This window comes from Chromatiaceae bacterium (genome assembly GCA_016714645.1).
In the GTDB taxonomy this organism is placed as follows: domain Bacteria; phylum Pseudomonadota; class Gammaproteobacteria; order Chromatiales; family Chromatiaceae; genus M0108.
The window spans coordinates 109,958-132,606 of sequence record JADKCI010000006.1 but is presented as its reverse complement, the minus strand read 5'-3'; the positions used below and the strand labels follow the sequence as shown (position 1 = coordinate 132,606).

Sequence of the window (22,649 nt, the reverse complement as noted above, 5' to 3'; positions counted from 1 at the left end):
AAGAGCATGAGCGACGCCCTCAATTACCTGGTCAAGGTCCGGCCCGAGGCCATGACCAGCTATTTCACCTTCCTCAAGAAAGCCGGCGACCACCTGGATGTCCGCACCCGGGACCTCATCTCGGTCATCACCAAGGTCGCGGTCCAGACCGAGCCCGGCTTCAAGCAATACCTGACGCGGGCGATGCGCAATGGCGCCAGCCCCCACGAGATTATCGACGCCCTGCTCATGGCCTTCCCAGTCCTAGGCCTGGCCAAGATCGTCTGGGCCACGGATATCCTCCTGAAGATGGACCTGCCTGAATTCCGCCCGGAAAACCTGGATGCCCAGCCGGAATGGCACGACCTGGCCGCGCTCGCCGACCTGGCCGATGGCAAGGTCTCCTTCGTCGAGGCCGATGGCCGCTCTCTCTACATTTATCGCACCGGGGACGACTTCCGGGTCTATGACTCCCGCTGCCCCCACCAGGAGACCAACATCCCCCACCTGGCCCTGGTCGATGGCCGCCTGACCTGCCCCAAGCATAACTGGGCCTTCGACCTCACCACCGGCGAATGCGTCGAGGTCGGCAACCGGCCCCTGCGCTGCTTCGAACACCAGGTCGAGGGCGACCGGCTGCTGGCCTACTGGTAAGCGCGGTCGCGATCACGCCCTAACAGGATGGCAACTGTTAGGGCGCAGGCACTGCAACAGGCTATGCAGGTCACCGACGCCCCCGCCAACCCGGCGGAGATGAAGAAATGCTTTGCCGACTACATTGATCAGCTAACCAAGGGCAAGGACCCGGCCAAGGTGCGGATTGCGCTGGAATGAGAGTGATGGACTCGTCGTCACGCTCAAGCAACCAATGCTAGACTTGCACAATAATTTGTACATATGAGGTCCTCAATGAAGGTGGTCACTTACTCCCATGCACGCAATACCTTGAAATCCTTGCTGGATGCCGTGGTTCAAGACATCGACGTGACGGTCATCAGCCGGCGTGATGCCGAAGATGATGCGGTGATCATGTCATTGGCGCACTACAACAGCCTGATGGAAACCCTGCATCTGCTCTCGACGCCGGCCAATGCCAGGGGACTGGTTCGCGCCATTGAACAGGATCGCGCCGGCCAGGCTCAACCGCGCGGGCTGCTCGATGCGGATAACGACTGACCGTGCGCGCCATCGAATTCGTGCCTGATGCCTGGGACGCCTATATGTATTGGCAAAGCCAGGATCGCAAGACGCTGAAGCGCATCAATGCCCTGATCCAGGACGCCGCCCGCGAACCCTTCGCCGGTCTTGGCAAACCCGAGCCCCTGCGAGGCAACCTCTCGGGCTACTGGTCCCGCCGTATCGATGATACCCACCGCCTCGTCTATCGCACGACCGAATCGACCCTAGTCATCGTGGCCTGTCGGTTTCATTACGAGGACTGAAGCGGGCGGGGCCTTTTGATGTCAGAACAGGGTTGGGATTTTCCCGGTCGGTTGTACTACATCACCTACCTACGGATTTGAGAGGCGTTGCCTCTTGATGCCGCCGTGGTCGCGCCCGCCGCAGCGACGCTGCTCGCCGATATTCAGAGCAGCGGCTTGCTGCATGCCGATGAGACCTCCTGGCCGCAACAGTGCCAACGCTGTTGGGCCCATCTGCTGCGCAAGGCGCAGGGGTTGGTTTTCCCATCCCGACCCTTTATTTTAGGATGAGCAGTAAAAATAAAATAAAGACGAATCTTATTTTAGGTTCGAGGCAGGCAGGATGAAGCGAGCACTCCAAGGCAGATATGTGACCATTTCGACGGTGGGTGAGAAGGCCCAGGCCTTTGTACCCGCGCCGCTGCCGCCGCACCTGCCCATCGACTGGACCCCGGAGCTGCGCGGCAAGTTCGACGAGGCGCTTCTGGCGCTCAGATGTACGGAGAAACAGAACCCATAGCCGGAAGTCGGCTGTCCCGTCCGTCATCTCGCGTGGCCAGGATGCCTTCAGACCCCGTCGATCGCCTCCTTCAGGCTACGCACCTCCAGGATCTCCAGACCCTCGACCCCGCCCTTGGGGACATTGCCCTTGGGGGCGATAACGCGTTTGATGCCATGCTTGGCGGCCTCGCGCAGCCGGTCGGGACCGTTGGGCACGGGGCGGATCTCGCCACTCAGGCCCACCTCGCCGAAGACGGCCAACTCCAGGTCCAGGGGCCGGTCGCGATAGCTGGAGAGGACCGCCAGCAGTACCGCCAGGTCGGCGGCGGTCTCCGTGATGCGCACCCCGCCCACTACGTTGACGAAGACATCCCGGTCGAACATGGCCAGACCGCCATGGCGGTGGAGCACGGCCAGGAGCATGGACAGGCGATTCTGCTCCAGGCCCAGGGCCACGCGTCGGGGATTGGCCAGGGGGCTCTCGTCCACCAGGGCCTGGACCTCGACCATGAGGGGCCGGGTGCCCTCGCGGGTAATCATAACCAGACTGCCAGGCACGGGCTGGTCGTGACGGGAGAGGAAGATGGCGGAGGGGTTGCGGACCTCCTTCAAGCCACGGTCCGTCATGGCGAAGACGCCCAGTTCGTTGACGGCGCCAAAGCGGTTCTTGACCGCGCGCACCAATCGGTAAGGGCTGCCGGCCTCGCCCTCGAAATAGAGGACGGTATCGACCATGTGCTCCAGCACCCGGGGCCCGGCCAAGGCCCCTTCCTTGGTGACGTGTCCCACCAGGAAGACGCAGGTATCGCCCTGCTTGGCCCAGCGCACCAGTTGCGCCGCCGTCTCGCGCACCTGGGATACGGAGCCGGGGGCGGACGGCAAGAGGTCTGTGTAGGTGGTCTGGATGGAGTCCACCACCAGGACCCGCGGCTGCTCGCTGGAGGCCGCGGCGAGGATGCGTTCGACCCCGGTCTCCGCCAGCAGACGGATGCCGGCCCCGCTCAGGCCCAGGCGGCGGGCGCGCAAACTCACCTGTTGGGGCGATTCTTCGCCGGTGACGTAGAGCACCGGCCGTTCGGGCCCCAGGCTGGCGCTGAGGGCGGCGCAGGCCTGGAGCAGGAGGGTGGACTTGCCGATGCCCGGGTCGCCGCCGATCAGGACCACGGACCCGGCCACCAGACCACCGCCCAGGACCCGGTCCAGCTCGGCGATGCCACTGCTGGTGCGCGTCTCCCGTTCCGGACTGACCGCCTCCAGGGACAGGACCCGGGCGCTGTCCGCGGCACCCGCATAGCCCTGCCGGCCGCGGCCCGCCGCCGGCGCGTCCGGGATCTCCTCGACCGAGTTCCAGGCGCCGCAATCCGGGCAGCGCCCGGCCCATTTGTTGAGGCTGGCGCCGCAACCACTACAGACATAGGCCAGGCGGACCTTGGTGGGTGATGTGGGCAATGAGGTGTCCTCGCGGGGGGTGCAATCAGTCGTCAGGGAGTTTAACCCCGCGCCCGCGCCCCTTCGATGGTTTTTGACCCGGCGGGGTATTTCCGTATAATGCTCGATCCTCCCGGCTTCGGGAGGCTACTCCTTGCCTCACTGTCCCATGCGAGGCTGTTCAACCCGTAAGGAGACCACATGCGTCATTACGAAATCGTGTTCCTGGTGCACCCCAGCCAGAGCGAGCAGGTGCCCGCCATGGTGGAGCGCTATCGCGCCAGCATTGAAAAGTCCGGCGGCAAGATCCATCGCTACGAGGATTGGGGTCGCCGGCAACTGGCCTATCCGATCAACAAGATCCACAAGGCCCACTACATTCTCATGAATGTCGAGTGCGACCAGCCCACCCTGGACGAACTGGAAAGCGCCTTCCGCTTCAATGACGCGGTGCTGCGTAACCTCATCCTCATCCGCGACGCGGCCGTTACCGAGCCCTCGCCCCTCGCCAAGTCCGAGGAGGAACCCTCCTCCGATGACTCTGGAGGCGAGCGCCGCCGCCGCGACCGCCCCGAGCGCGTGGAGCGGATCGAGGAAATGGACGACGAAGACGAGCTTGAGTAAGAGGTTGCCATGTCAAAATTTTTCCGCCGCAAGCGCTACTGTCGCTTCACCGCCGAGGGCATTACCGAGATCGACTACAAGGATCTCAATCTCCTCAAGGCTTATGTCAGCGAGTCGGGCAAGATAGTGCCCAGCCGCATCACCGGCACCTCGGCCAAGTATCAACGTCAATTGGCCCTGGCCGTCAAGCGGGCGCGTTTCCTGGCCCTGCTGCCCTACTCCGACGGCCATTGATCAGGCGCCGGTCCAGGCCATCCGGGACAGGCGTCCGGGGTGGCCTGGACCCAGGTCCGACGAGACGAGACGCTCCATGCTAGGGCTGGCTTCCTTCATCATGCGCGGCCGTTCCCAGGCCGCGCTGGTGGCCGCGGTGTTCGCGCTCCTGTCGCTGCTCTTCCCGCTGACGGGCCTGCTCAGTTCCGCGACCCTGGCCCTGGCCACCTTGCGCCAGGGTCCGGTGGAAGGCCTGCTGGTGGGGCTCTTCGCCGGGCTGGCGAGCGGTCTCTTCGCCTTCGCGGCCCTGGGCAGCCCCGGACCCGCCCTGGGCTTCGCACTGGCTCTCTGGCTGCCAGTCTGGGTCCTGGCGGTGCTGCTGCGCAACAGCGGCTCGCCAGCCCTGACGGTGACGACGGCGGGTCTCATGGGCCTGGCCATCCTGATCGGGCTGAAGGTGGGCCTGGCCGACCCCGCCGCCTACTGGGCCGAACTCATGGAGCCGGTGCGACAAGGCCTGATCGAGGGTAGCATCCTGACCGATGCTGAAAGCCAGGCCCTGATCCTGGAGGTGGCCCGATGGATGACGGGGGCCTTCGCCGCGACCTTTTACTTCCAGGCCCTGCTGGCACTCTTCCTGGGGCGTTGGTGGCAGTCGTTGCTTTACAATCCCGGCGGGTTCGGCGCCGAGTTTCGTGATCTGCGCCTGGGCAAGGGGCTGGGGGTCCTGGGGCTGGCCCTGATGGCCTTCATCCTGGTTAAGGGCGAAAACCAATCGGCGGCGGATCTGCTCATCCTGATCACCCCCCTGTTTCTGCTCCAGGGATTGGCGCTGATCCACTGGCTGGTCAAGGCGCTGCAGGCCAACCGGGGCTGGTTGATTGGCTTATACGCCCTCTTCCTGCTGGCGCTGCCCCACGCTCAGGTTTTGACCGCCGGCCTGGGTTTGGCGGATATTTGGGTAAACGTGCGCGCTAGGGTCAGACCGCGCCAGGCCGACAAGAACTGAAGACGGCCGCCCCGGGGCGGCCTCGACATCCATCGTGGACCGTGCCACCCCGTGACCTGGTCCGCCGCTACTGAAAATCTTACTGGGGGTACCCAAGTGGAAGTCATCCTGATGAAAAAGGTCGCCAATCTCGGCAACCTAGGCGAAAAGGTGGACATTCGCGCCGGTTACGGCCGCAATTTCCTCATTCCGCAGGGCTATGCGGTACCCGCCACGGCGGATAACCTCAAGCGCTTCGAGGAGCGTCGCTCCGAACTGGAACAACTCGCCGCCGAGGCCTATGCCATCGCCGACGAACGCCGGGAAGAGCTCGATGGCCGCTCCGTGACCATCGCCCGCAAGGCTGGCGACGAGGGCCGTCTCTTCGGCTCCGTGGGCACCGGCGATATCGCCGAGGCGGTGGTGGCCCTGGGCTTAAAGCTCAACAAGCAGGAAGTGCGCCTGCCCGCGGGCTCCTTCCGGGCCACCGGCCATTACGAGGTCGTCGTCCATCTCCATCCCGAGATTGACGCCACCCTCAAGATCGAGATCGTCCCCGCGAGCTAATCGCGCGACCCGGGCCGGGGCGAGATGCGCCCCGGCCCGGGTCAGGTCCAAGACCTACCCCCTCGCGGCGCCTTCCCCGCTTGCGCCCGGCTTGGAGCATTCCATGTCCGACCCCTACGACCTGCCTTACCCCGAACAGGAACTGCCGTCCGGCGAACGGCTGCGCATCCCCCCCCATTCGAACCAGGCGGAACAGTCCCTGCTCGGGGGCCTCATGCTGGACAACCAGACCTGGGACTCGGTGGCCGACAAGGTGGGCGAGGGCGACTTCTACCGGCGCGAACACCGGCTAATCTTTGGCGCCATCCGCGACCTGGCGGCCCGTGACCAGCCCTTCGACGTCGTCACCCTGGCCGAGATGCTGGAGCGCACCGGCCAACTGGAGGACGCCGGGGGCTTGCCCTATCTGGGCGTCATCGCCACCGGCACCCCCAGCGCCGCCAACGTCAAGGCCTACGCCAAGATCGTGCGCGAGCGCTCGGTGCTGCGCCAGCTCATCTCCGTCGGCACCGGCATCAGCGACATCGCCTTCAACACCGAGGGCCGGGAGGTGGCGGAGCTGCTGGACGAGGCGGAACGGCGGGTCTTCGAGATCGCCGAGCAGGAACAGCGCGGCGGTGGCGGCTTCCAGTCCCTGCGCGGCCTCCTCGGCCGGGCCGTGGAGCGCATCGAGATCCTCTTTCAGCGCAACGAGCCCATCACCGGCCTGCCCACCGGCTTCGCCGATTTCGACGAAATGACCTCCGGCCTCCAGCCATCGGATCTCATCATCGTGGCGGGGAGGCCCTCGATGGGCAAGACCAGCTTCGCGATGAACCTGGCGGAAAACGTGGCCCTGGAGGTTAAACGGCCAGTCGCCATCTTCAGCATGGAGATGCCCGGCGACGCCCTGGCCATGCGCATGATGTCCTCCCTGGGGCGCATCGACCAGCACCGGGTGCGCACCGGCAAGCTGGAAGAGGACGAGTGGCCGCGCCTGACCTCGGCGGTGAACATGCTGGCGGACGCCCCCGTCTATATCGACGACACCCCGGCCCTGTCGCCCACCGAGGTCCGCGCCCGCGCCCGCCGCCTGAAGCGCGAGCACGGCGACCTGGCGCTCATCGTCCTGGACTACCTCCAGCTCATGCAGGTGCCGGGCAACAGCGAGAACCGCGCCACCGAGATCTCCGCCATCTCCCGCTCCCTCAAGGCCCTGGCCAAGGAACTCAAGGTCCCCGTCGTCGCCCTCTCCCAGCTCAACCGCAGCCTGGAACAGCGCCCCAACAAGCGGCCGGTGATGTCGGATCTGCGCGAGTGCGTGACCGGGGATACCTTAGTCTTGCTGGCCGATGGCAGCCGGGTTCCCATTCGCGACCTGGTCGGCCAGACCCCGGAAGTGCTCTCGATGAATGAACAGGGCAGGCTGATCAAGGCCACCTCGGATAAGGTTTGGCGTGTTGGCCCTAAACCCGTATTCGAGGTCCGACTAGCCAGTGGACGCCGCCTGCGTGGCACGGTTAACCACCGGCTTTATGGCGCGGAGGGTTGGCGTACCATCGGTGAACTCAGTGCGGGTGACCGCCTGGGTACCGCGCGGCAAGTGCCAGAACCCTCCACAGCCCTGGTTTGGCCCGAGCCGGAAATCATTCTGCTTGCCCACCTGATGGGTGACGGCAGCTACCTCAAGGGCCAGCCCTTACGCTATACCACGGCATCCGATGCCAATAGCCGGATAGTGTCTGATTCCGCAATCCAGCACTTCGGCGTTCAGGTCAATCGCCATGAAGGCAAGGGGGCTTGGCATCAATTGGTATTCAGCGGCAACGGTAATCGCTGGCATCCAGCGGGTATGAACCTCTGGCTGCGCAATCTGGGGATTTTTGGCCAACGGTCTCACGAAAAGCGGGTGCCATCGGCCCTCTTCCAACTCGCCAACGAGCAAATCGCCCTCTTCCTGAGACATCTCTGGGCTACCGACGGCACCATCTCCCCCCGAAAACCTGGTCAACGCGGCAGTCACGGTGTCCACCTCAGCACCAACTGTCAGGGCCTGGCTGACGATGTCATGGCCCTTCTGCTCCGCCTGGGTATCCGCGGACGCATCCAGGCCGTGAAGAGCGAGCAATACCGCACCACTTATATGGTCTGGATCAGGGGCGCGGAACAGCAACGGCTTTTTCTCGGAGAGGTCGGGGCCTTTGGCCCCAGAGAAAACCAGGCCAAGCTGCTTAGCGCCCTGATAACCCATACGGTCCCCAACACTAATTTGGACACTTTACCCGTCCAGGTCTTCGACCAGGTTCGTGCGGCCATGCGTTCCCAAGGTGTCACTACCCGAGGGATGGCCCAAATGCGTGGTACCTCCTATGGCGGCCAGGCGCACTTCAACTTCGCACCATCGCGTCAAACTCTGGCGAGCTATGCCGAACTCCTGGACGACGAGCCACTGCGCAATCAGGCCAGCAGCGACATCTTCTGGGATCGCATCGTCGCCATTGAGGAAGCGGGGGAAGAGGAGGTCTTCGATCTCACGGTCCCAGGCCCTGCCAGTTGGCTGGCGGACGGCATCGTCAGCCATAACTCCGGAGCCATCGAACAGGACGCGGATCTTATTGTTTTTATTTACCGCGACGAGGTTTATCACGAGGACAGCAAGGACAAGGGGGTCGCCGAAATCATCATCGGCAAACAGCGCAATGGACCCATCGGTACCACCCGGCTGACCTTCCTGGGCAAGTACACCAAGTTCGAGAACTACATCTCGGACGTTTACGGGGACGAGGGCTACCGGTGAGCGGGTGCGGCCCAATCGCCCTCTTTGACGAGGCAGCGCTACGCCACAATCTGGGGGTGGCGCAGCAGCGGGCCCCCAGCAGCCGCATCTGGGCCGTCATCAAGGCGGATGCCTATGGCCACGGCCTGGAGCAGGCCGCCGCGGCCCTGGCGGCGGCGGACGGCTTCGCCGTGGCCCGGGTCGAGGAGGCCCTGCACCTGCGCGGGGCGGGGGTTGAGCACCCCATCCTGGTTCTGGGCGGCGCCCTCTCCCCCGAGGAAGTCCTGACGGCCCAAGGGCACCGGCTCGACCTGGCCCTGCATCGGGAAGCCCAGATGACCTGGCTGGAGGCCTTGCCGCCTGGCCTCCCGCTGCGCATCTGGATCAAGGTGGATACGGGGATGCACCGCCTGGGCCTCGATCCGGCGGAGTTACCCGCCATCCAGTCGCGACTGGCCGCCTGCCCGCGAGTGGCACCGCTGCCGGGTCTCATGACCCATCTGGCCAATGCCGACAACCCCGATGACCCCCTGACGAACCACCAATGCCAGCGCCTGCGGGCCTTGGCCAAGCCGGGCCAGGCCTTGAATATCGGCAACTCCGGCGGCCTCCTGGCCTGTCCGGCTGCCCGGGCTGATTGGGTTAGGCCGGGCATCATGCTTTACGGCGGCTCGCCCTTCGCGGATCTAGGCGCGAGGGAATTGGGCCTAGCGCCGGTGATGACCCTCAAGACCCAGATTTCCGCCGTCCATCACTTCCGCGCCGGGGACCGCATTGGCTATGGGGGCACCTTCTCATGCCCGGAAGACATGCCGGTGGGCGTGGCCGCCATCGGCTATGGCGACGGCTACCCCCGCCATGCCCCTACGGGCACGCCGGTGCTGGTAGCTGGCCAGCGGGTGGCCCTGATCGGACGGGTCTCCATGGACAGCATCAGCCTGGATCTGCGCCAGGCCCCCGGGACCCAGCCGGGCGATGAGGTCCTCCTCTGGGGACGCGGCCTGCCGGTGGAGGAGATCGCCCAGGCCGCGGGCACGATTAACTACGAGTTACTCTGCGGCCTGAGCCAGCGGGTGCACAGGGTAGCCATGCCCATACCACAGACGATTTCGGCCACGATCAGTGGGGGTTAGTGCCCTCGGGCCGGGCGGCGGATGGTTGGCGCCCAAGGGATGGGTCCCAATCTGTACCGGGTTCTGAATACCCAGCAGCCAGCACGGCAGGCCGGTGTTGTAACAGGAGAGGTTGGGCGCCTTGATCAGCCGCTTGTGGAAATTGGCGTGGGGGGCGGAGTGGAAAAAGGATATAACTGGTCGCCAATACCGAAGTCCAGGCCTTGGCTGTGTTGTGGGTAATGCCCGCATCCGTGGCCAGGGAAGCAAAGCCCATTGTGCGGCTCAGGCCAGGTGCTTGAGCAGGCATTCCGCCGGGGCTTGCAGGTGCTCGGCGACCTTTTGCTGGGCCAGGTCGCAAAGCCCGCATTGGCGGCAGGCGGGGCTGCCGTAGGGACGGAGGGGCAGAGAGCCCAGCAATTGGCGGGCGAATGCCTGGCCCAGATCAGGGTTGGGGGCGGGTTGCAGCAGGGCCTGTTCCGCCTGGATCAGGTTCCGCCCCAGGAAATCCTCCATCTCCTGGCAATGCTCGCGGTGCCCGGCAGCGGTGATCAGGCTATTGAGACAGTCGAAGAAGGCCCGTTTCTGGCGGTCGGTCGCGATATCGCCAGTCTGAAAACGGCTTTTCCAGCGTAAGGGACGCATGAGTCAGTTCCTCTGTAGGATCCGGGGCGGTGGGCGCGGCCTCATTGGGGTGATGGCTGCTGGCCGCGCCAGATAATTGACTTACCGGGGTTGGCAGGGGGCATGGCAACGCCGCTCCCGGATGGGTAGGTACCCACTTTAATCGACATGGGGTCCCTCGGACAGGGATAGGATGAGCACATTCGCTTCCCGGGAGCAGGCCCCGCCTAGTGGGCGGGCATCCGCGGCGGTGCGGTGCGCCAAAGCAGGACGATGTCGTCGCCGCCCAGGCGGGCAAAGTCCTCCCGTTGCTGGCCCGGTTTTTCGAGCGAAATTTCCAAACGATGCCCTTTCAGCGGCCCTTGAGTCTGCTGACGGGATACGGTGGTCAGGGCGAGGAGCGCGGCGACCCGCTCCTTATTCTTGTCAAATGCAGTGAACCACGGTTTAATCAGCCGGCACCACCGGAGGTAATTGGCGTCAAAACCCCGCTATCCAGACCGGACCCTCTCCTGGCACCTGAATCCCCGCATTCCCTGCCGGTATGACCGATTTTGAGGACGTCATTCCGGCCGGGATTGCCAGAACTCAGTAACCAGGGTAGGCCGCCGGCCGGCGAGCACTGATGAGCTGAACATTAGCGCTAATGACCCCATCTGATGAGGGTTCGAATGATCTGGCTGGCCGGCTATCATCCTAGAGGGGGAGATAGGCAGATCCATACAATTCATTGTTAGACGGACCGAAGGGAGACATCGTGAAGAAGTCGCTCGCAAAATCGCTCTCGGCATTGCTGGCAAACAACGAAGTCACAGGATTCAGCACCAGGCGAATCCGCGGCGCCAGGCCTACCACGAACTTTCACCCATGGGTCGATGGGCGTCCGCTCTTCTCGATCGACCGAATATCCCGTGAGGGCGGACCAACCTACTTTCTTCTCCTGACCCCGTGGCGCGACGGCGACAGTTGGTACGTTGTCGTCTACCCGGAGAACCAATCCCAACCTCTTGTTGAAATCCACAAGACGGATGCCGACGAGCGGACGTTCCTGTGGCGATATGCTCCGACGAAGAGAGATGGAAGGAACCCAGAGCGGACGGCCTACTTCGCACGAACCTTTGGCTTTGGCGACGTTCAGATCCAAATCTCCGTTCCGAATGACGGCGAATCGCTGCTGACCTTCCTCGAGGATCTATTCGACCTGGTTGAACATCGACTCGCAGCTGACGATCTTCGGACGGCCAAACCAGCTGGGCGCGACTCGTTCCCGGAAGGGATCGCATACGAGCGGCTGCACACCGCACGGGAACGAAGTCGCAACCTGGTCCTCCTGGCCAAGCGGAGGGCCATGAATCGCGATGGTCATCTCTCTTGCCAGGTCTGCGAATTCGACTTCGCGAAGGTCTACGGGGACCTGGGCCGCGATTTCATCGAGGCCCATCACACGATTCCGCTGAGCCAGCTCGACGGTGTCAGAGAGACTCGGGTTGAGGATCTTGCCCTGGTATGTTCGAACTGCCACCGAATGTTGCACCGTCGGCGTCCATGGCTCGGCATGAAAGACCTGAAGGATGTTCTCGGCGGCGAGGCCGTCTAACGAGTAAGGACAACTCGTGTGAGCGCAGCGAACCACGAGTTGTCCTTATGGTTGGACGAGCCCGGCGGGTTGGTACGGAGCCTGTGATAGGGAATATCTTTTTGCCGACCATCCCGCGTGAGGCGATCCCGGGGGATGGTGGTGGGAGAGAGGGTGGCTCAGCGACCGGAGGAGGGCTCCATCCGGCCCAGGTTGGCTGAAATTGGGTCAGAAATGCCTGATTTTGAGCCGAGCGCACCCCTCGGGCGGGAATCGCCCGATGCGGGAGGTGAAGGGGGGGCGGGTTACATCGCCATCTCCAGGGCCGCCGCCGCGGGCCTTGCGGCGGACCTCAGATGGGCGGGGATGGGGAAGATCGACACCGTCACCGTTCCGCCGCAGTGTATGCAGCACCGCGGTGGCCGTTGCTTGGGCTGGGGCGGGATGAAGCGCAGCACCCGATGCAGCAGCCGAATCAACCGTTTGCAGTTGGCATGGAGAAAGCCATAGTCGCGACTGCGCCGAAAGCCTTTGGGCAGGACGTGACGCAGCAACAGCCACAGGAAGTCCGCCCCGGCCAGGGTGCGGGTTTTGTGGGTTCCGGTGTTGTCGGTGTAGCGAAAGGTCACCTGGCCGTCCGCGTGGCGCAGGATGTTCTTCTCCGGCAGCACGCCGCGGTAGAGATAGCGCCCGAGGTAGATCAGCGCCTTGTCACCGTTGCCGACCTGCTTGCAATCGACCACCCACTGGGCCGGCAGGTTGGCCTGGACGGTCCAGCCGAGTTCCTTCATTGCGGCGAACCACTTGGCCCGGAAGACCTTGGCCAGGGCCTGGTGGGGGAAGAGGAACTTGCCCGTCTTGCGATTCCCGTGGCGGGTGGCGGGGTCGATGGCCCCGGCGGGCAGCACCACATGCACGTGGGGATGGAAGTCGAGGGCGCGGCTGTGGGTGTGCAGTACCACGGTGGCGCCCAGGTCCCCGTGCAGGGCCTTGTCGCGCAGCCCGAACGCCGCGAGGGTCTGCCAGGCGAGGCGGATGAGCAGATCATAGGCTTCGCGCTGATGGTCGTAGACCAGCGCACGCCAGGTCGCAGGCAGGGTGAAGGTGATCAGGTAGTCGTCGACCGGCAGGAGCTTGGCGCGCTGCCGTTCGAGCCAGGTCTCGCCGGCCTCGTGCTGGCACTGGGGGCAGAAGCGGTGGCCGCAGGACAGCGGGAAGACCGCGTGGCTGTCGCAGTCGTGGCAGTGGCTGGCGGCGGTGCCCAGTGCCTGGGTGCGGCACTGCTCGATCGCCGTCAGGGCCTGGCGGTGGCTGGGCAACAGCCGGCTACCGTACTTCTGCTCCAGATCCGGGAGGAAGGTCTTGATGATCTCGGCCAGGCGGATCATGCCGCGTCCCTCCAGCGCAGGACGAAGGACTCCAGCAGATGGCCTTGGCGCTCGCGCGCCTGGGCGGCGGTGACCTCGGTCAGGTGCGCGTAGCGGGCGGTGGTCTCCGGGTGGGCGTGGCCGAGGATCGTCTGCAGCTCGCGCAAATCCACCCCCAGCTCCAGCAGGTGGGTCGAGAAGCAGTGGCGTAGGCTGTGGACGCTGATGCGCAGGCGGATGCGGGCATCGGCCACCGCTGCGCTGATTGCTGCCTGCACCCCGCCGCGGTCCATGGGGGTGGTGGCCTGACACATCCGCTCGGGGCCGCCGGTGGGGCTGGGAAAGAGCAGGCGCGCATGGCGGTGGGTTGCCCACCAGCGGCGCAGCATGTGGAGCAACGTGTCGGTGATCGGCACCTAGCGGTCCTTGTTGCCCTTGCCCCCGCGCACATGAATGCGCAGCCGTTGCGCGTCGATGTCGCCCACCTCCAGCGCCAACCCTTCGCTCAGACGCAGGCCGGTGCTGTAGAGGGTGGTGAAGAAGACCCGATAGCGCAGCTTGCGAACCGTGCCCAGCAGCCGCAGGGTCTCCTCCCGCGTCAGCACGTCCGGCAGGCGCTGGGGACGCGGCGGCTTGACGATCTCGGTCCAGTCCCACGGCCGCTTGAGGACCTAGCGGTAGAAGAACTGCAATCCACAGCGGTCGAGCTTGACCCTAGACCAGGAATGGGACTTCAGGAGTGCCGAGAAGTAGGTCTGGAGCTCCTCAGCCGTCAGGTCGTCGGGGCAGCGCTTGAAGAAATCGGCGCTGCGCCGCAGACCTCGGGCATAGGCTTCGCGGGTCTTCTCGGCCTTGCCCTGGAGCTGCAGGGCGCGCTGCATGGTGGCATAGAGGGGGTCAAGCTGGGCTTGCTCAATAGAATTCAAGGGGATACTCTCCAGCAGGAATGTCGCGATGGTCGCGACCGCCCGGAGATCGGGCGGCTGGGAGAGGATCGGGGGTCAGCTCATCTGCCGCGGTAGCGGCTTCGTCCAACATGCCATTGAAGCTGACGGTCGGTCGCCTGCGGCGCCCGCCCGCAGCTTAATGGCAGGGCGTTAGGCGGCTTTGCGCGATGCGCCTTCGTCTGGTCGCCCTGATACTTTCACCAAAGGAGACGATACATGCTTCAACTCAAGCCGCTCGACCCGGCCGTCCCGATCTTTCAACAAATCCAAACGGAGCAGTCGCCCGTCATCTTGGCGAACGTCTTCTCCGTCGCGGAAGGAGACATCCCAGCTTTGCTCACGGCCTGGACAGCGGACGCAAACTGGATGAAGAAACAACCGGGCTATATCTCAACCCAGCTGCATCGCGGTATCGCAGGCAGCACGGTATTCCTGAACTACGCGATCTGGGAGTCTGTGGCCCATTTCCGAGCTGCGTTCAGCCATCCCGACTTCAAGAGCGCATTGGAGCACTACCCGTCTTCGGCTGTTGCGTCTCCGCACCTCTTCGAGCGTCTTACCGTGCCGAACCTATGTGTCGGCCCCTAGATCAACGGCCTAAGAAAGGGTTTATGCGGCTTCAATCGGACATTATCGTATCCATTGAGTACGAGAGAAGGAGACAAAGATGAAGACTTTTAGTACCGAAGACACGGCAGTGATCTTGATCGACCACCAGGTCGGGACGAATACTTGGGCTAGCACCACGCCCCTACCGCTGCTTCAGCGGAACGTGATCATTCTGGCGAAGTTCGCCAAAGGCACGGGGATGCCGGTGGTTCTGACCTCGAGCCAAGAGACGAACGTCAACGTCCAGGGACCGCTGATGCCCGAGTTGCAGGCGATTCTTCCAGAGGCGTTCGCCGCCCGCATCAAGCGGCAAGGAGTAGTCAACGCGTGGGATGACCCGGCCTTTGCCGACGCTTGCCGAAACACGCGCCGGAAGAACTTTGTGATGGCCGGCGTCACCACGGACGTATGCATGGTCGCACCGGCGATCAGCGCGGTGGAAGAGGGCTTCGTGGTGAAGGTGGTCTGCGACGCTTGCGGGTCAACCAATCAGATCGCCGAAGAAATGTCGTGGCGGAGAATGGAGCAGGCGGGTGTTCACCTCACTAGCACTAACGCCATGGTTGCTGAACTGGTCAAGAACTGGGCATCGCCCGCAGGTGCAGTTGCGTTTCCGCTGCTGACCACCTAACAACCGGTTGCAGCGGACGGTTCGCTGCGCGGCCCGCCGCTGAACCGTAGCGTTGGGCCTCTCAATGACCACCGAGCCAATTACGGCAACCAGCGCAGTGGCATCGGTGCAAAGTCCCGTGCGCCGCTCACGGCCGCAGCTTGCTGAAGACGAAGCCGCTGTCCTTCTGCGCAGTGTGGCAGGTGTGGCAGGCCGCCAGCGCATTGGCGCTGACCGCGCGATCGGTCTTGCTGTCGCCCTTAAAGCCCTCGTAGCCCCAGCCGCCGGTCGCGGCAAATTTCTTCGCGTCGCGGTGCATCACGCCGACCACCTTGCGCGCACCCTCGGTAACGGCGTTGTCGGCGGATTTCGCCTCCAGCAGATCGAACACTATCACCGCGCCGTCGGGCCAGGTGCCGCTCTTGTACCCCTTCACGGCGGCAGCATTGGCGTAGAGGTGGTGGATGCCTCCGAAGTCATCGTACAGCGGGTGGCCCGAATTGATGACCATGCTCTTGACGTGATGCCAGTCACGGTAGTTCTGTGGATAGGGGACGGCGGCAGTGTCTGCGGCAAGGGCCGTCGTGGTGCTCAGGAGTGCCAGTGTGAATACAGGAATGTAGCGCATGATATTCTCCTCTCTAAATGTGATCTATCGGCCTGTAAGCACAAATCTATGCACCGCAAACGGCGGTGAAAAGCGGGTACCAAATCGTGGGGTAGACACCAAACGGTGCATCTTGTTGAATCGGCAGCGGAGATTATTTTCGTGGAAACATCCAGCGTGCATCAGATGATGGAAAGCGTGATCGGCTGCAAATGGTCGCTGACCGTAATCGACCTGGTGCGTCATGGCGTGCACCGGCCCGGCGCCATGGAACACGCCATCGACGGCCTCAGCGCCAAGGTGCTTAACGAGCGCTTGGTCAAGCTGGTGCGCTTCGGTATCCTGGAAAAGACCAGCTACCCGGAGGTGCCGCCGCGCGTCGAATACCACATCACCGCCTTCGGAGGCGAGTTCGCGCGATTGCTCGATCAAGTGGATCAATTGGAACAGCGCATCGGCTCAGGATCGCTGTAGTGCCAGCGCCGACTTCTTCGGGGCGCTCGTCTTGTCGTGTCCTGCCAAAGCGTATCGCCCAACCCGGCGCTCAACTCGGACGCTGCGCGATAAACCCGCGCAGCGCCGGTTAGCTCTACGTTAGCCGTCATCAAGAAGCCCGCCATGCACGCGAATATCGCAAAGTCACTATCTACGCTGATCCGGGTGTACCGTAACGGGAGTCGCGCATACACCGTCAAGCAACGAAGACTCAAGAGCGGCCAGCTCGTTGACTTTCATCAATGGGCAGACAACCGTCCTTGCGAAGGAGCCTTCCTGCTTGGATCGCCAAACAACTTTTTTCTTTGGCTCGTAATAGTCGATTGGAAGCGAACATCAAATTACTACCTAGCGCTATTCCCAGAATCTCGAAGCGGACCCCTCGCGGAGATACACCACTGCGTCGACACAGATGGGGAACCAACGCTTCATTGGAAGTACAACCCAACGAAGCAGGACGGCAATAACCATGAGCGCCGCGCCTACTTTGAAGAGGCCTTTAAGTCAAAGGACGTCTTCATCTCAGTTCCGACAGAACCAGATATGGTGGAGGATTTCCTTGAAGAACTCTTTTCGCTGGCGGAAAGTAGGCAGAAAGCCGACACGCTTGACCCACGTCGACCCCCAACGAGAGAAGGATTTCCAGAGGGCAAACTGAAGGAGCGCCTTCACCGGTCTAGAGAGCGAAATCCCGAAATCATTCGGCGCGCGAAGCAGATCGCGCTCACAAGGGATGGGGTTCTCAGGTGCGCATGCTGTGGATTTGACTTTGAGAAGGTTTATGGAAAACCAGGTAAGGATTTCATCGAAGGTCACCACACAAAGCCACTGAGTTCACTGCACATCGATGGCGAACTGACTCGAGTTGACGACATTGCATTGGTCTGCTCAAACTGCCACCGTATGCTGCACCGTCGGAGACCTTGGCTAGGTCCAAAACAGCTCACACAGTTGCTCCAATGACGGCTAACCCGCTAATCAACCAGCGGAAAACGGAAAAGAAACCGGAAAAGGAGCCAGGCTCGATTTATCGCTGAATATTTGAGCCTGGCCCCTTTATCCAGAAAAAATGATTGAAGATCATGAATATAAATTTGATGAAGATAATTGGTGAATTCGATGAGCATGGTAATTCTTTTATCGAGTCAGCGCTGCTCTTGCGACGCATGAGGACATTTTAATGTGTGGTTACTGTATTGAAGGAGGTGTCACGCTTGATTTTATTGAGCGTCAGAGGGTATCTGAGAAATTGGAGTTCGAAAATAACTGGGTGCCTATTTACCTTCAGGAAAGTACCAACTTCCCAGAGATTATTGATAGAATTAAAGCCTTTGATAATTTCCCAGGCTCAATTGATATCGCCTTCTACCGCTTGTGGGAGGCTTTTCTAAATCAAGAACATGATGGAATTTATCATCGCCTTGCAAACGAATATGGCGAAAAAGCAATTAAGGATTATCTTGTGGGATTGAAAAGCAATTATCACAACGAAAATTGGAAATTTCTTGGGGATAGCGAACTATATATTAAAAAGGGTAGCTGGGAGCATTATTTAGGCAACGTAAATCAGTTGATTGATGATTCAGAATCTACTTTAAAATCGTACTTAGATTTCTGGATATGTGGTGAAAACAAGGAAATCAGTGATCCCGAAAAAAGAATTGAAGAAACAGGTATAATGGACCCAATTGAAAATACGACACCAAAAGATTGGAATAGTTTTTACACATTATTCCCTGTTGTCTTTTTCTCGTTCTTAATTGTAAAGCGTTTTAAAAATGATTCTGATTTTTTAAGGCGTATAGCATTAGAAAGTCCTCATGATGTCCCTGATTTTCTTGGTTATGATCTTTGGCTTCAAAGAAAAGCGTTTGTGGTCTGTGTAAAGAACTACGGGATTCAGTTTATTTTGGATAATTACGACGATATACGGCTTGAACTGATATATTATACCCTGATAAAAGAATCGTTTTGTGTGGCGGATTTGGATGAAATTAAAGATCATATCCTATCACATGAACATTGGGTTAACGGAGTTGATTCTGATTCGGTTGTAGAACTTATAAACAATTTGGAATCAATAGCCTAACAAAAGCATACACGCGGACAGCCAAAAGCGGCGCGGCTTTCACTACGCTACAGTCACACCGCTTTTGGCAGCCGGTGATGCTTGTCGTTAAGGGTCAAAGAAGATCCGCAAGCACTACCATCCAGACAGCCAGGGAAGCATTGAGGACGCGTGAAGACACTCATTCTTGCAATCATCGCCGCGGTAACCATTTACTTCGGCTTGGGTCAGTCCGGTGCTTTGCGCCAAGTTACCGACGCATTTACCACTCAGGCACCGGGGGTATCGGTCGGTCAGGTCGATGAGCTTAGTGCCGCATTCGCCGCACAGAAGCGTGGCATCCAAGTCACAGGCGAGGGCATGGTCACAAAGCTCCTGGCCGATGACACTGAAGGTAGCCGCCACCAACGCTTCATCTTGACGCTTTCCTCGGGCCAGATGCTCTTGGTCGCTCACAACATTGATCTTGCACCTCGACTCGCCTCATTAAAGGCGGGTGACTCGGTCGCGTTCAACGGGGTGTACGAGTGGAACGCCAAAGGTGGCGTTGTCCACTGGACGCATCGCGACCCGAGTGGTCGACATCAAGCGGGTTGGCTCAAGCAAGCCGGACGAACCTACCAGTAAAGGGAAATTGGGGACAGACAGTGTTTTCCAAATATAACAGGTACTTAAAAGAGTTATTGTGCCAAGGATTCAATGTGCGGTCTCAAGTTTGAGGCGCACAGCATCGGCAAAATGAATCGCTTGACACCTTCGCTCGCGCTCAGGCCGTTCGCAGCCGCGTCATCTTGACCAGGGCCACGGCGGCCAGGGGCAACAGCAGGCCGATCAGCAAGGCGGCCGTCATCAGTATCCCCAAGTCGCCATAGTCCGCCGGTACCGTGATCTCGCCGCTCAGGGGGTCCTTGACCTCCCGAGTCACCAGGAAGAACTCGTTGAGATATTTGGTCCCCAACTGTCCAGCCGACAGGGCCAGGTTGGTGAAGGAGGCCATGACGGCGAAGAAGGTGGCCTTGAGATTCTCCGGGGCGGAATTGGCGATCCAGGCCAGCATGGGCACCATGGCGATCTGCCCCAGGGGCGACTCCAGGGCCGTGTCCACGATGGCGATGACCCGGGCGTCGATGAGGCCGCCGGTCAGCGCCGCCGTCCATTCGTGGAGCCCGTGGTACATGCCGATGATAGGCAGATAGAGGAGGCTGGAAATCACCGTCAGGAAGACCACCACATAGGCAATGGAGCGCTCGGCCATGAAGCGCCGAAACATAAAGAGCCCGAGCAGGGTCAGGCTGCTGCCGATCAGCGACAGGACGGACAGGAATTGCTGATCAAAGGCCAGTTCATCGATCATCCACCAGGTCTGGCCCGACCCGGGCCCCGGCATGGCCCGGAAGACGAAGATGATGAAGGCGGTGCCCACCAGATAGAGCCGCGCCTCCGGGTCGAGGGCCCGCAGCAGGCGCGATATCAGGAAGAGGACGATGACCATGGACCCGACGAAGATGATCTCCTGGTTATAGGGCACGTCCGTCAGCCCCAGGCTCAGGGTGAAGACGACGAAGACCAGGCTGCCGCCCAGGATCCACCAGTTCGGATGGGTCTTCTCCAGGGGGTGCTCCAGCCGGCGAACGGCCTCGGCGCGTCCCAGCCCCTTGGCCATCAGGCGGCGCAGGTCGCGACGCTTGATGAAGGCGGCCAGGGCCACGCCCAGGATGGAGACAAGGGGAATCGCCAAGGCCATCTCGTAGATAAGGATATAGGTCGCGACCTTGTCCGCCTCCGACATCGCCTCGACCCCGGCGAAGAGGTAGACATTGGCGAGGGCCACCAAGACACCGCCGCCGATGATGGCTACCCGCCCCAGGGTCTGCATGGTGGTATGCATCAGTTTGCGCGCCGCCGGATCGATGGGCCGGCCATCGGCGTCCACCCGGGGGACCGCCTCCACCGTCATGGCGTCCGCCACCACGTCCTGAATCACATAGCCCACGGGCGCCAGCAGGGCGGCGAGGACGTACCAGGCCTCCACCGGCATGATGGCGGCCAGGGCGACCCGGTGCCCCAGCAGGCCGATCATGATCAGCAGACTGGCGGTGAGGAGGCTCGCGCCCAGATAGACCAGGGCGGACTTATGGCGCCAGATCAGATCGACCAGGTGGCCCAGGGGCATCTTGAGGGCCCAGGGGATGCCCGCCCAGAAGCCCAGGGCCGCCAGGAAGGCCGCGGACAGGCCCAGGTAATCCTTGACGAAGAAGGTGCCGACGATAGCCGTCAGCCCCTGGATGCCATAGGCGACGTAGATCATCAGGGGTGGCAGATAGGAGAGGCGCAACTCGCGCCCCAATTCGAGAATGTTACGGTCCAGCCACTGGCCCAGTCCGGCGATGAAACCGCCCTGGCGCCCCGCTGGCCTGCTGCGTCCGGCGATCCGCTTGCTGATGTCTGGGTTCAAGCTCCAATCCTCACTGGCTATTAAGGGTGCCAAGGGTACGCCATGACCCGCGCCGAGGCGAGACACCTGGCGAGGTATCCATGCCCCGCGCGCTTTTCCCAAGACTTGGGGAAGCCCCGTGGTATATTAGTAATTACTTTAAGATCCCCGCGCGCGTAGATCCGCCATCGCAGGGCTTCCTTTCAACTTCAAGCAGGGTTTAAACCCACTCACCCTCGGCCGAAACCCCAGCGGGTCGTGGCCAGCGCCAATAATCCTGAGAGCAATAGAACAGAGGAGACCTTCATGTCCATACAACACCCTGTCATCGCGGTCACCGGTTCCTCGGGCGCCGGTACGACCACTGTCAAGCGGGCCTTCGAGCATATCTTCTACCGTGACGGTATCACCCCCGCCATCATCGAGGGTGACAGCTTCCATCGTTACGACCGTGCCGAGATGAAGCTGGAAACGGCCAAGGCCTCCGCCGCCCACCGCAACCTGAGTCACTTTGGCGCCGAGGCCAACCGCTTCGACATGCTTGAGGACCTGTTCAAAACCTATGGCGAGTCAGGCGCCGGCAAAAAACGGTATTACATCCATAGCGAGGAAGAGGCCGTCGAGCTCAATGCCCGTCTCGGCACCAGCCTCAAGCCGGGCCAGTTCACCCCCCTCGAGGACCTACCGGAAGGCACGGACCTGCTCTTTTACGAGGGCCTGCATGGCCTGGTGATTACCGAGGACCACAACGTCGCCAAGCACGTTGACCTGGGCATCGGCGTGGTGCCCATCGTCAACCTGGAGTGGATTCAGAAGATTCATCGCGACAACGCGGAGCGCGGCTATTCGGCGGAGGCCATCGTGGATACCATCATGCGCCGCATGCCGGACTACATCACCACCATCGTCCCTCAGTTCTCCCTGACGGATATCAACTTCCAGCGCGTGGCGACCGTCGATACCTCCAATCCCTTCATCGCCCGCGACATCCCCACCCCGGACGAGAGCTTCGTCATCATTCGCTTCCGCAACCCGAATAAATGGGATGTGGACTTCCCCTATCTCCTGTCCATGATCCATAACTCCTTCATGACCCGCCGCAACAGCATGGTGGTCCCCGGCGGCAAGATGGGCTTCGCCATGGAGATCATCCTCCAGCCCATCATCGAATGCCTCATGTCCAAATGTAACGGCTGAGTCTTGCCGCGCATCGCCTATCCCCCGACCCGCGCGGCCCTGCCGATCCCAGGGCCCGCGTCTCAATCCTCGTAGGGGGCGGGAAAACCTAGCTCCTCCAGAATACGGGTCTCCAGCGCCTCCATCTCCTGGGCCTCGCCCTCGTCGAGGTGGTCATGGCCCAGCAGGTGCAGGATGCCGTGGACGATCATGTGGGCCCAGTGGGCCTCCAGGGACTTGCCCTGTTCCACGGCCTCGCGCTCCACCACCGGGGCACAGATGGCGAGATCGCCCATGAAGGGCTGGGGATCCGGCAGGCCCGGCGGGGGCTCGAAGGGAAAGGAGAGGACATTGGTCGGTCCCGCCTTACCGCGATAGCGCAGGTTCAGGGCGGCCGACTCTGCCTCATCGAGGATGCGCAGGCTGAGGCGAGCCTGCTTGCGCCGCCCCTTCAAGGCTACCGCCACCCATCGCTTCACCTCCGCCTTTGCCGGCACCCGGCTCGCGGTGGAGGCCCGCTGAATAGCCAGCTTGATCTTCACCCCCTA

The 22,649-nt window shown here is 61.7% G+C and carries 22 protein-coding genes and 3 pseudogenes; 18 read left to right on the top strand and 7 right to left on the bottom strand.

Annotated elements, in window-relative coordinates; all coding sequences use genetic code 11:
• Nucleotides 1-6 precede the first annotated feature (6 nt).
• From IPN92_20225 to IPN92_20210, 4 genes and pseudogenes are all read left to right on the top strand, one after another.
• Nucleotides 7-633, top strand: a complete 627-nt coding sequence (locus IPN92_20225) for a Rieske 2Fe-2S domain-containing protein (protein ID MBK8640492.1) — start codon at nucleotides 7-9, stop codon at nucleotides 631-633.
• Nucleotides 634-888: 255 nt separating this feature from the next.
• Nucleotides 889-1,155, top strand: coding sequence for a type II toxin-antitoxin system prevent-host-death family antitoxin (locus IPN92_20220; GenBank protein ID MBK8640491.1), 267 nt, complete (start codon nucleotides 889-891; stop codon nucleotides 1,153-1,155).
• Between the two features lie 2 nt (nucleotides 1,156-1,157).
• On the top strand, nucleotides 1,158-1,421 hold the full coding sequence (locus tag IPN92_20215; GenBank protein ID MBK8640490.1) for a Txe/YoeB family addiction module toxin: 264 nt from the start codon (nucleotides 1,158-1,160) through the stop codon (nucleotides 1,419-1,421).
• Nucleotides 1,422-1,743: 322 nt separating this feature from the next.
• Nucleotides 1,744-1,893, top strand: a pseudogene (locus IPN92_20210) (Fic family protein).
• A gap of 74 nt (nucleotides 1,894-1,967) precedes the next feature.
• Here the strand turns inward: IPN92_20210 and radA are convergent.
• On the bottom strand, nucleotides 1,968-3,350 hold the full coding sequence (gene radA / locus IPN92_20205) for a DNA repair protein RadA (protein MBK8640489.1): 1,383 nt from the start codon (nucleotides 3,348-3,350) through the stop codon (nucleotides 1,968-1,970).
• A 180-nt stretch (nucleotides 3,351-3,530) separates the two neighbouring features.
• Here radA and rpsF point away from each other — a divergent pair, with 180 nt between their 5' ends.
• The 6 genes from rpsF (at nucleotide 3,531) to alr (ending at nucleotide 9,609) form a co-directional block, all read left to right on the top strand.
• The gene (gene rpsF / locus IPN92_20200; protein ID MBK8640488.1) at nucleotides 3,531-3,953 is read left to right on the top strand and encodes a 30S ribosomal protein S6; all 423 of its coding nucleotides are present in this window, start codon (nucleotides 3,531-3,533) and stop codon (nucleotides 3,951-3,953) included.
• A gap of 9 nt (nucleotides 3,954-3,962) precedes the next feature.
• Nucleotides 3,963-4,187, top strand: a complete 225-nt coding sequence (rpsR, locus tag IPN92_20195; protein MBK8640487.1) for a 30S ribosomal protein S18 — start codon at nucleotides 3,963-3,965, stop codon at nucleotides 4,185-4,187.
• 76 nt (nucleotides 4,188-4,263) lie between these two features.
• Nucleotides 4,264-5,175 (top strand): hypothetical protein, encoded by a 912-nt coding sequence (locus tag IPN92_20190; GenBank protein ID MBK8640486.1) that lies wholly within the window; start codon nucleotides 4,264-4,266, stop codon nucleotides 5,173-5,175.
• A gap of 96 nt (nucleotides 5,176-5,271) precedes the next feature.
• Complete coding sequence (gene rplI, locus IPN92_20185) at nucleotides 5,272-5,721, top strand: 50S ribosomal protein L9 (protein ID MBK8640485.1); 450 nt, start codon at nucleotides 5,272-5,274, stop codon at nucleotides 5,719-5,721.
• A gap of 103 nt (nucleotides 5,722-5,824) precedes the next feature.
• The gene (locus tag IPN92_20180; protein MBK8640484.1) at nucleotides 5,825-8,497 is read left to right on the top strand and encodes a replicative DNA helicase; all 2,673 of its coding nucleotides are present in this window, start codon (nucleotides 5,825-5,827) and stop codon (nucleotides 8,495-8,497) included.
• Complete coding sequence (alr, locus tag IPN92_20175; GenBank protein MBK8640483.1) at nucleotides 8,494-9,609, top strand: alanine racemase; 1,116 nt, start codon at nucleotides 8,494-8,496, stop codon at nucleotides 9,607-9,609. Before IPN92_20180 ends, alr begins: the two co-directional genes overlap by 4 nt.
• A gap of 264 nt (nucleotides 9,610-9,873) precedes the next feature.
• On the opposite strand, the gene IPN92_20170 is transcribed toward alr, so the two are convergent.
• Complete coding sequence (locus IPN92_20170; protein ID MBK8640482.1) at nucleotides 9,874-10,233, bottom strand: hypothetical protein; 360 nt, start codon at nucleotides 10,231-10,233, stop codon at nucleotides 9,874-9,876.
• A gap of 736 nt (nucleotides 10,234-10,969) precedes the next feature.
• Between IPN92_20170 and IPN92_20165 the strand changes: the two genes are divergently transcribed.
• Nucleotides 10,970-11,809 (top strand): HNH endonuclease, encoded by an 840-nt coding sequence (locus IPN92_20165; protein ID MBK8640481.1) that lies wholly within the window; start codon nucleotides 10,970-10,972, stop codon nucleotides 11,807-11,809.
• 359 nt (nucleotides 11,810-12,168) lie between these two features.
• Here the strand turns inward: IPN92_20165 and IPN92_20160 are convergent.
• Nucleotides 12,169-13,176 (bottom strand): annotated as a pseudogene (locus IPN92_20160) (transposase).
• Nucleotides 13,173-14,036: pseudogene (locus IPN92_20155) on the bottom strand (site-specific integrase). The pseudogenes IPN92_20160 and IPN92_20155 overlap by 4 nt, the downstream one beginning before the upstream one ends.
• Nucleotides 14,037-14,318: 282 nt before the next feature.
• On the opposite strand from IPN92_20155, the gene IPN92_20150 reads away from it, so the two are divergent.
• Together IPN92_20150 and IPN92_20145 are read left to right on the top strand one after the other, a co-directional pair.
• Nucleotides 14,319-14,690 (top strand): antibiotic biosynthesis monooxygenase, encoded by a 372-nt coding sequence (locus tag IPN92_20150; protein MBK8640480.1) that lies wholly within the window; start codon nucleotides 14,319-14,321, stop codon nucleotides 14,688-14,690.
• A 79-nt stretch (nucleotides 14,691-14,769) separates the two neighbouring features.
• Entirely contained in the window at nucleotides 14,770-15,342 is a 573-nt protein-coding gene (locus IPN92_20145) for an isochorismatase family protein (protein ID MBK8640479.1), read from the top strand.
• 127 nt (nucleotides 15,343-15,469) lie between these two features.
• Here the strand turns inward: IPN92_20145 and IPN92_20140 are convergent, their stop codons facing one another.
• Complete coding sequence (locus tag IPN92_20140) at nucleotides 15,470-15,949, bottom strand: cytochrome P460 family protein (protein MBK8640478.1); 480 nt, start codon at nucleotides 15,947-15,949, stop codon at nucleotides 15,470-15,472.
• A gap of 165 nt (nucleotides 15,950-16,114) precedes the next feature.
• Here IPN92_20140 and IPN92_20135 point away from each other — a divergent pair, with 165 nt between their 5' ends.
• From IPN92_20135 to IPN92_20120, 4 genes are all read left to right on the top strand, one after another.
• The gene (locus IPN92_20135; protein MBK8640477.1) at nucleotides 16,115-16,402 is read left to right on the top strand and encodes a helix-turn-helix transcriptional regulator; all 288 of its coding nucleotides are present in this window, start codon (nucleotides 16,115-16,117) and stop codon (nucleotides 16,400-16,402) included.
• 564 nt (nucleotides 16,403-16,966) lie between these two features.
• Nucleotides 16,967-17,386, top strand: coding sequence for an HNH endonuclease (locus IPN92_20130; protein MBK8640476.1), 420 nt, complete (start codon nucleotides 16,967-16,969; stop codon nucleotides 17,384-17,386).
• Between the two features lie 217 nt (nucleotides 17,387-17,603).
• On the top strand, nucleotides 17,604-18,512 hold the full coding sequence (locus IPN92_20125) for a hypothetical protein (GenBank protein ID MBK8640475.1): 909 nt from the start codon (nucleotides 17,604-17,606) through the stop codon (nucleotides 18,510-18,512).
• 150 nt (nucleotides 18,513-18,662) lie between these two features.
• Nucleotides 18,663-19,118, top strand: a complete 456-nt coding sequence (locus IPN92_20120) for a DUF3465 domain-containing protein (GenBank protein ID MBK8640474.1) — start codon at nucleotides 18,663-18,665, stop codon at nucleotides 19,116-19,118.
• 139 nt (nucleotides 19,119-19,257) lie between these two features.
• Here IPN92_20120 and IPN92_20115 read toward each other — a convergent pair whose 3' ends face one another.
• The gene (locus IPN92_20115; GenBank protein ID MBK8640473.1) at nucleotides 19,258-20,922 is read right to left on the bottom strand and encodes a hypothetical protein; all 1,665 of its coding nucleotides are present in this window, start codon (nucleotides 20,920-20,922) and stop codon (nucleotides 19,258-19,260) included.
• Nucleotides 20,923-21,231: 309 nt separating this feature from the next.
• Between IPN92_20115 and IPN92_20110 the strand changes: the two genes are divergently transcribed.
• On the top strand, nucleotides 21,232-22,122 hold the full coding sequence (locus IPN92_20110) for a phosphoribulokinase (protein ID MBK8640472.1): 891 nt from the start codon (nucleotides 21,232-21,234) through the stop codon (nucleotides 22,120-22,122).
• Nucleotides 22,123-22,184: 62 nt separating this feature from the next.
• Here the strand turns inward: IPN92_20110 and ybeY are convergent, their stop codons facing one another.
• Complete coding sequence (ybeY, locus tag IPN92_20105; GenBank protein MBK8640471.1) at nucleotides 22,185-22,643, bottom strand: rRNA maturation RNase YbeY; 459 nt, start codon at nucleotides 22,641-22,643, stop codon at nucleotides 22,185-22,187.
• Between the last annotated feature and the right edge of the window lie 6 nt (nucleotides 22,644-22,649).

Coding starts and splice junctions, on each gene's coding strand:
- IPN92_20225 (MBK8640492.1), top strand. CDS start 7: ATGAGCGACGCCCTCAATTACCTGGTCAAGGTCCGGCCCGAGGCCATG.
- IPN92_20220 (MBK8640491.1), top strand. CDS start 889: ATGAAGGTGGTCACTTACTCCCATGCACGCAATACCTTGAAATCCTTG.
- rpsF (MBK8640488.1), top strand. CDS start 3,531: ATGCGTCATTACGAAATCGTGTTCCTGGTGCACCCCAGCCAGAGCGAG.
- rpsR (MBK8640487.1), top strand. CDS start 3,963: ATGTCAAAATTTTTCCGCCGCAAGCGCTACTGTCGCTTCACCGCCGAG.
- IPN92_20190 (MBK8640486.1), top strand. CDS start 4,264: ATGCTAGGGCTGGCTTCCTTCATCATGCGCGGCCGTTCCCAGGCCGCG.
- IPN92_20180 (MBK8640484.1), top strand. CDS start 5,825: ATGTCCGACCCCTACGACCTGCCTTACCCCGAACAGGAACTGCCGTCC.
- IPN92_20170 (MBK8640482.1), bottom strand. CDS start 10,233: ATGCGTCCCTTACGCTGGAAAAGCCGTTTTCAGACTGGCGATATCGCG.
- IPN92_20150 (MBK8640480.1), top strand. CDS start 14,319: ATGCTTCAACTCAAGCCGCTCGACCCGGCCGTCCCGATCTTTCAACAA.
- IPN92_20145 (MBK8640479.1), top strand. CDS start 14,770: ATGAAGACTTTTAGTACCGAAGACACGGCAGTGATCTTGATCGACCAC.
- IPN92_20140 (MBK8640478.1), bottom strand. CDS start 15,949: ATGCGCTACATTCCTGTATTCACACTGGCACTCCTGAGCACCACGACG.
- IPN92_20135 (MBK8640477.1), top strand. CDS start 16,115: ATGATGGAAAGCGTGATCGGCTGCAAATGGTCGCTGACCGTAATCGAC.
- IPN92_20130 (MBK8640476.1), top strand. CDS start 16,967: ATGGTGGAGGATTTCCTTGAAGAACTCTTTTCGCTGGCGGAAAGTAGG.
- IPN92_20125 (MBK8640475.1), top strand. CDS start 17,604: ATGTGTGGTTACTGTATTGAAGGAGGTGTCACGCTTGATTTTATTGAG.
- IPN92_20110 (MBK8640472.1), top strand. CDS start 21,232: ATGTCCATACAACACCCTGTCATCGCGGTCACCGGTTCCTCGGGCGCC.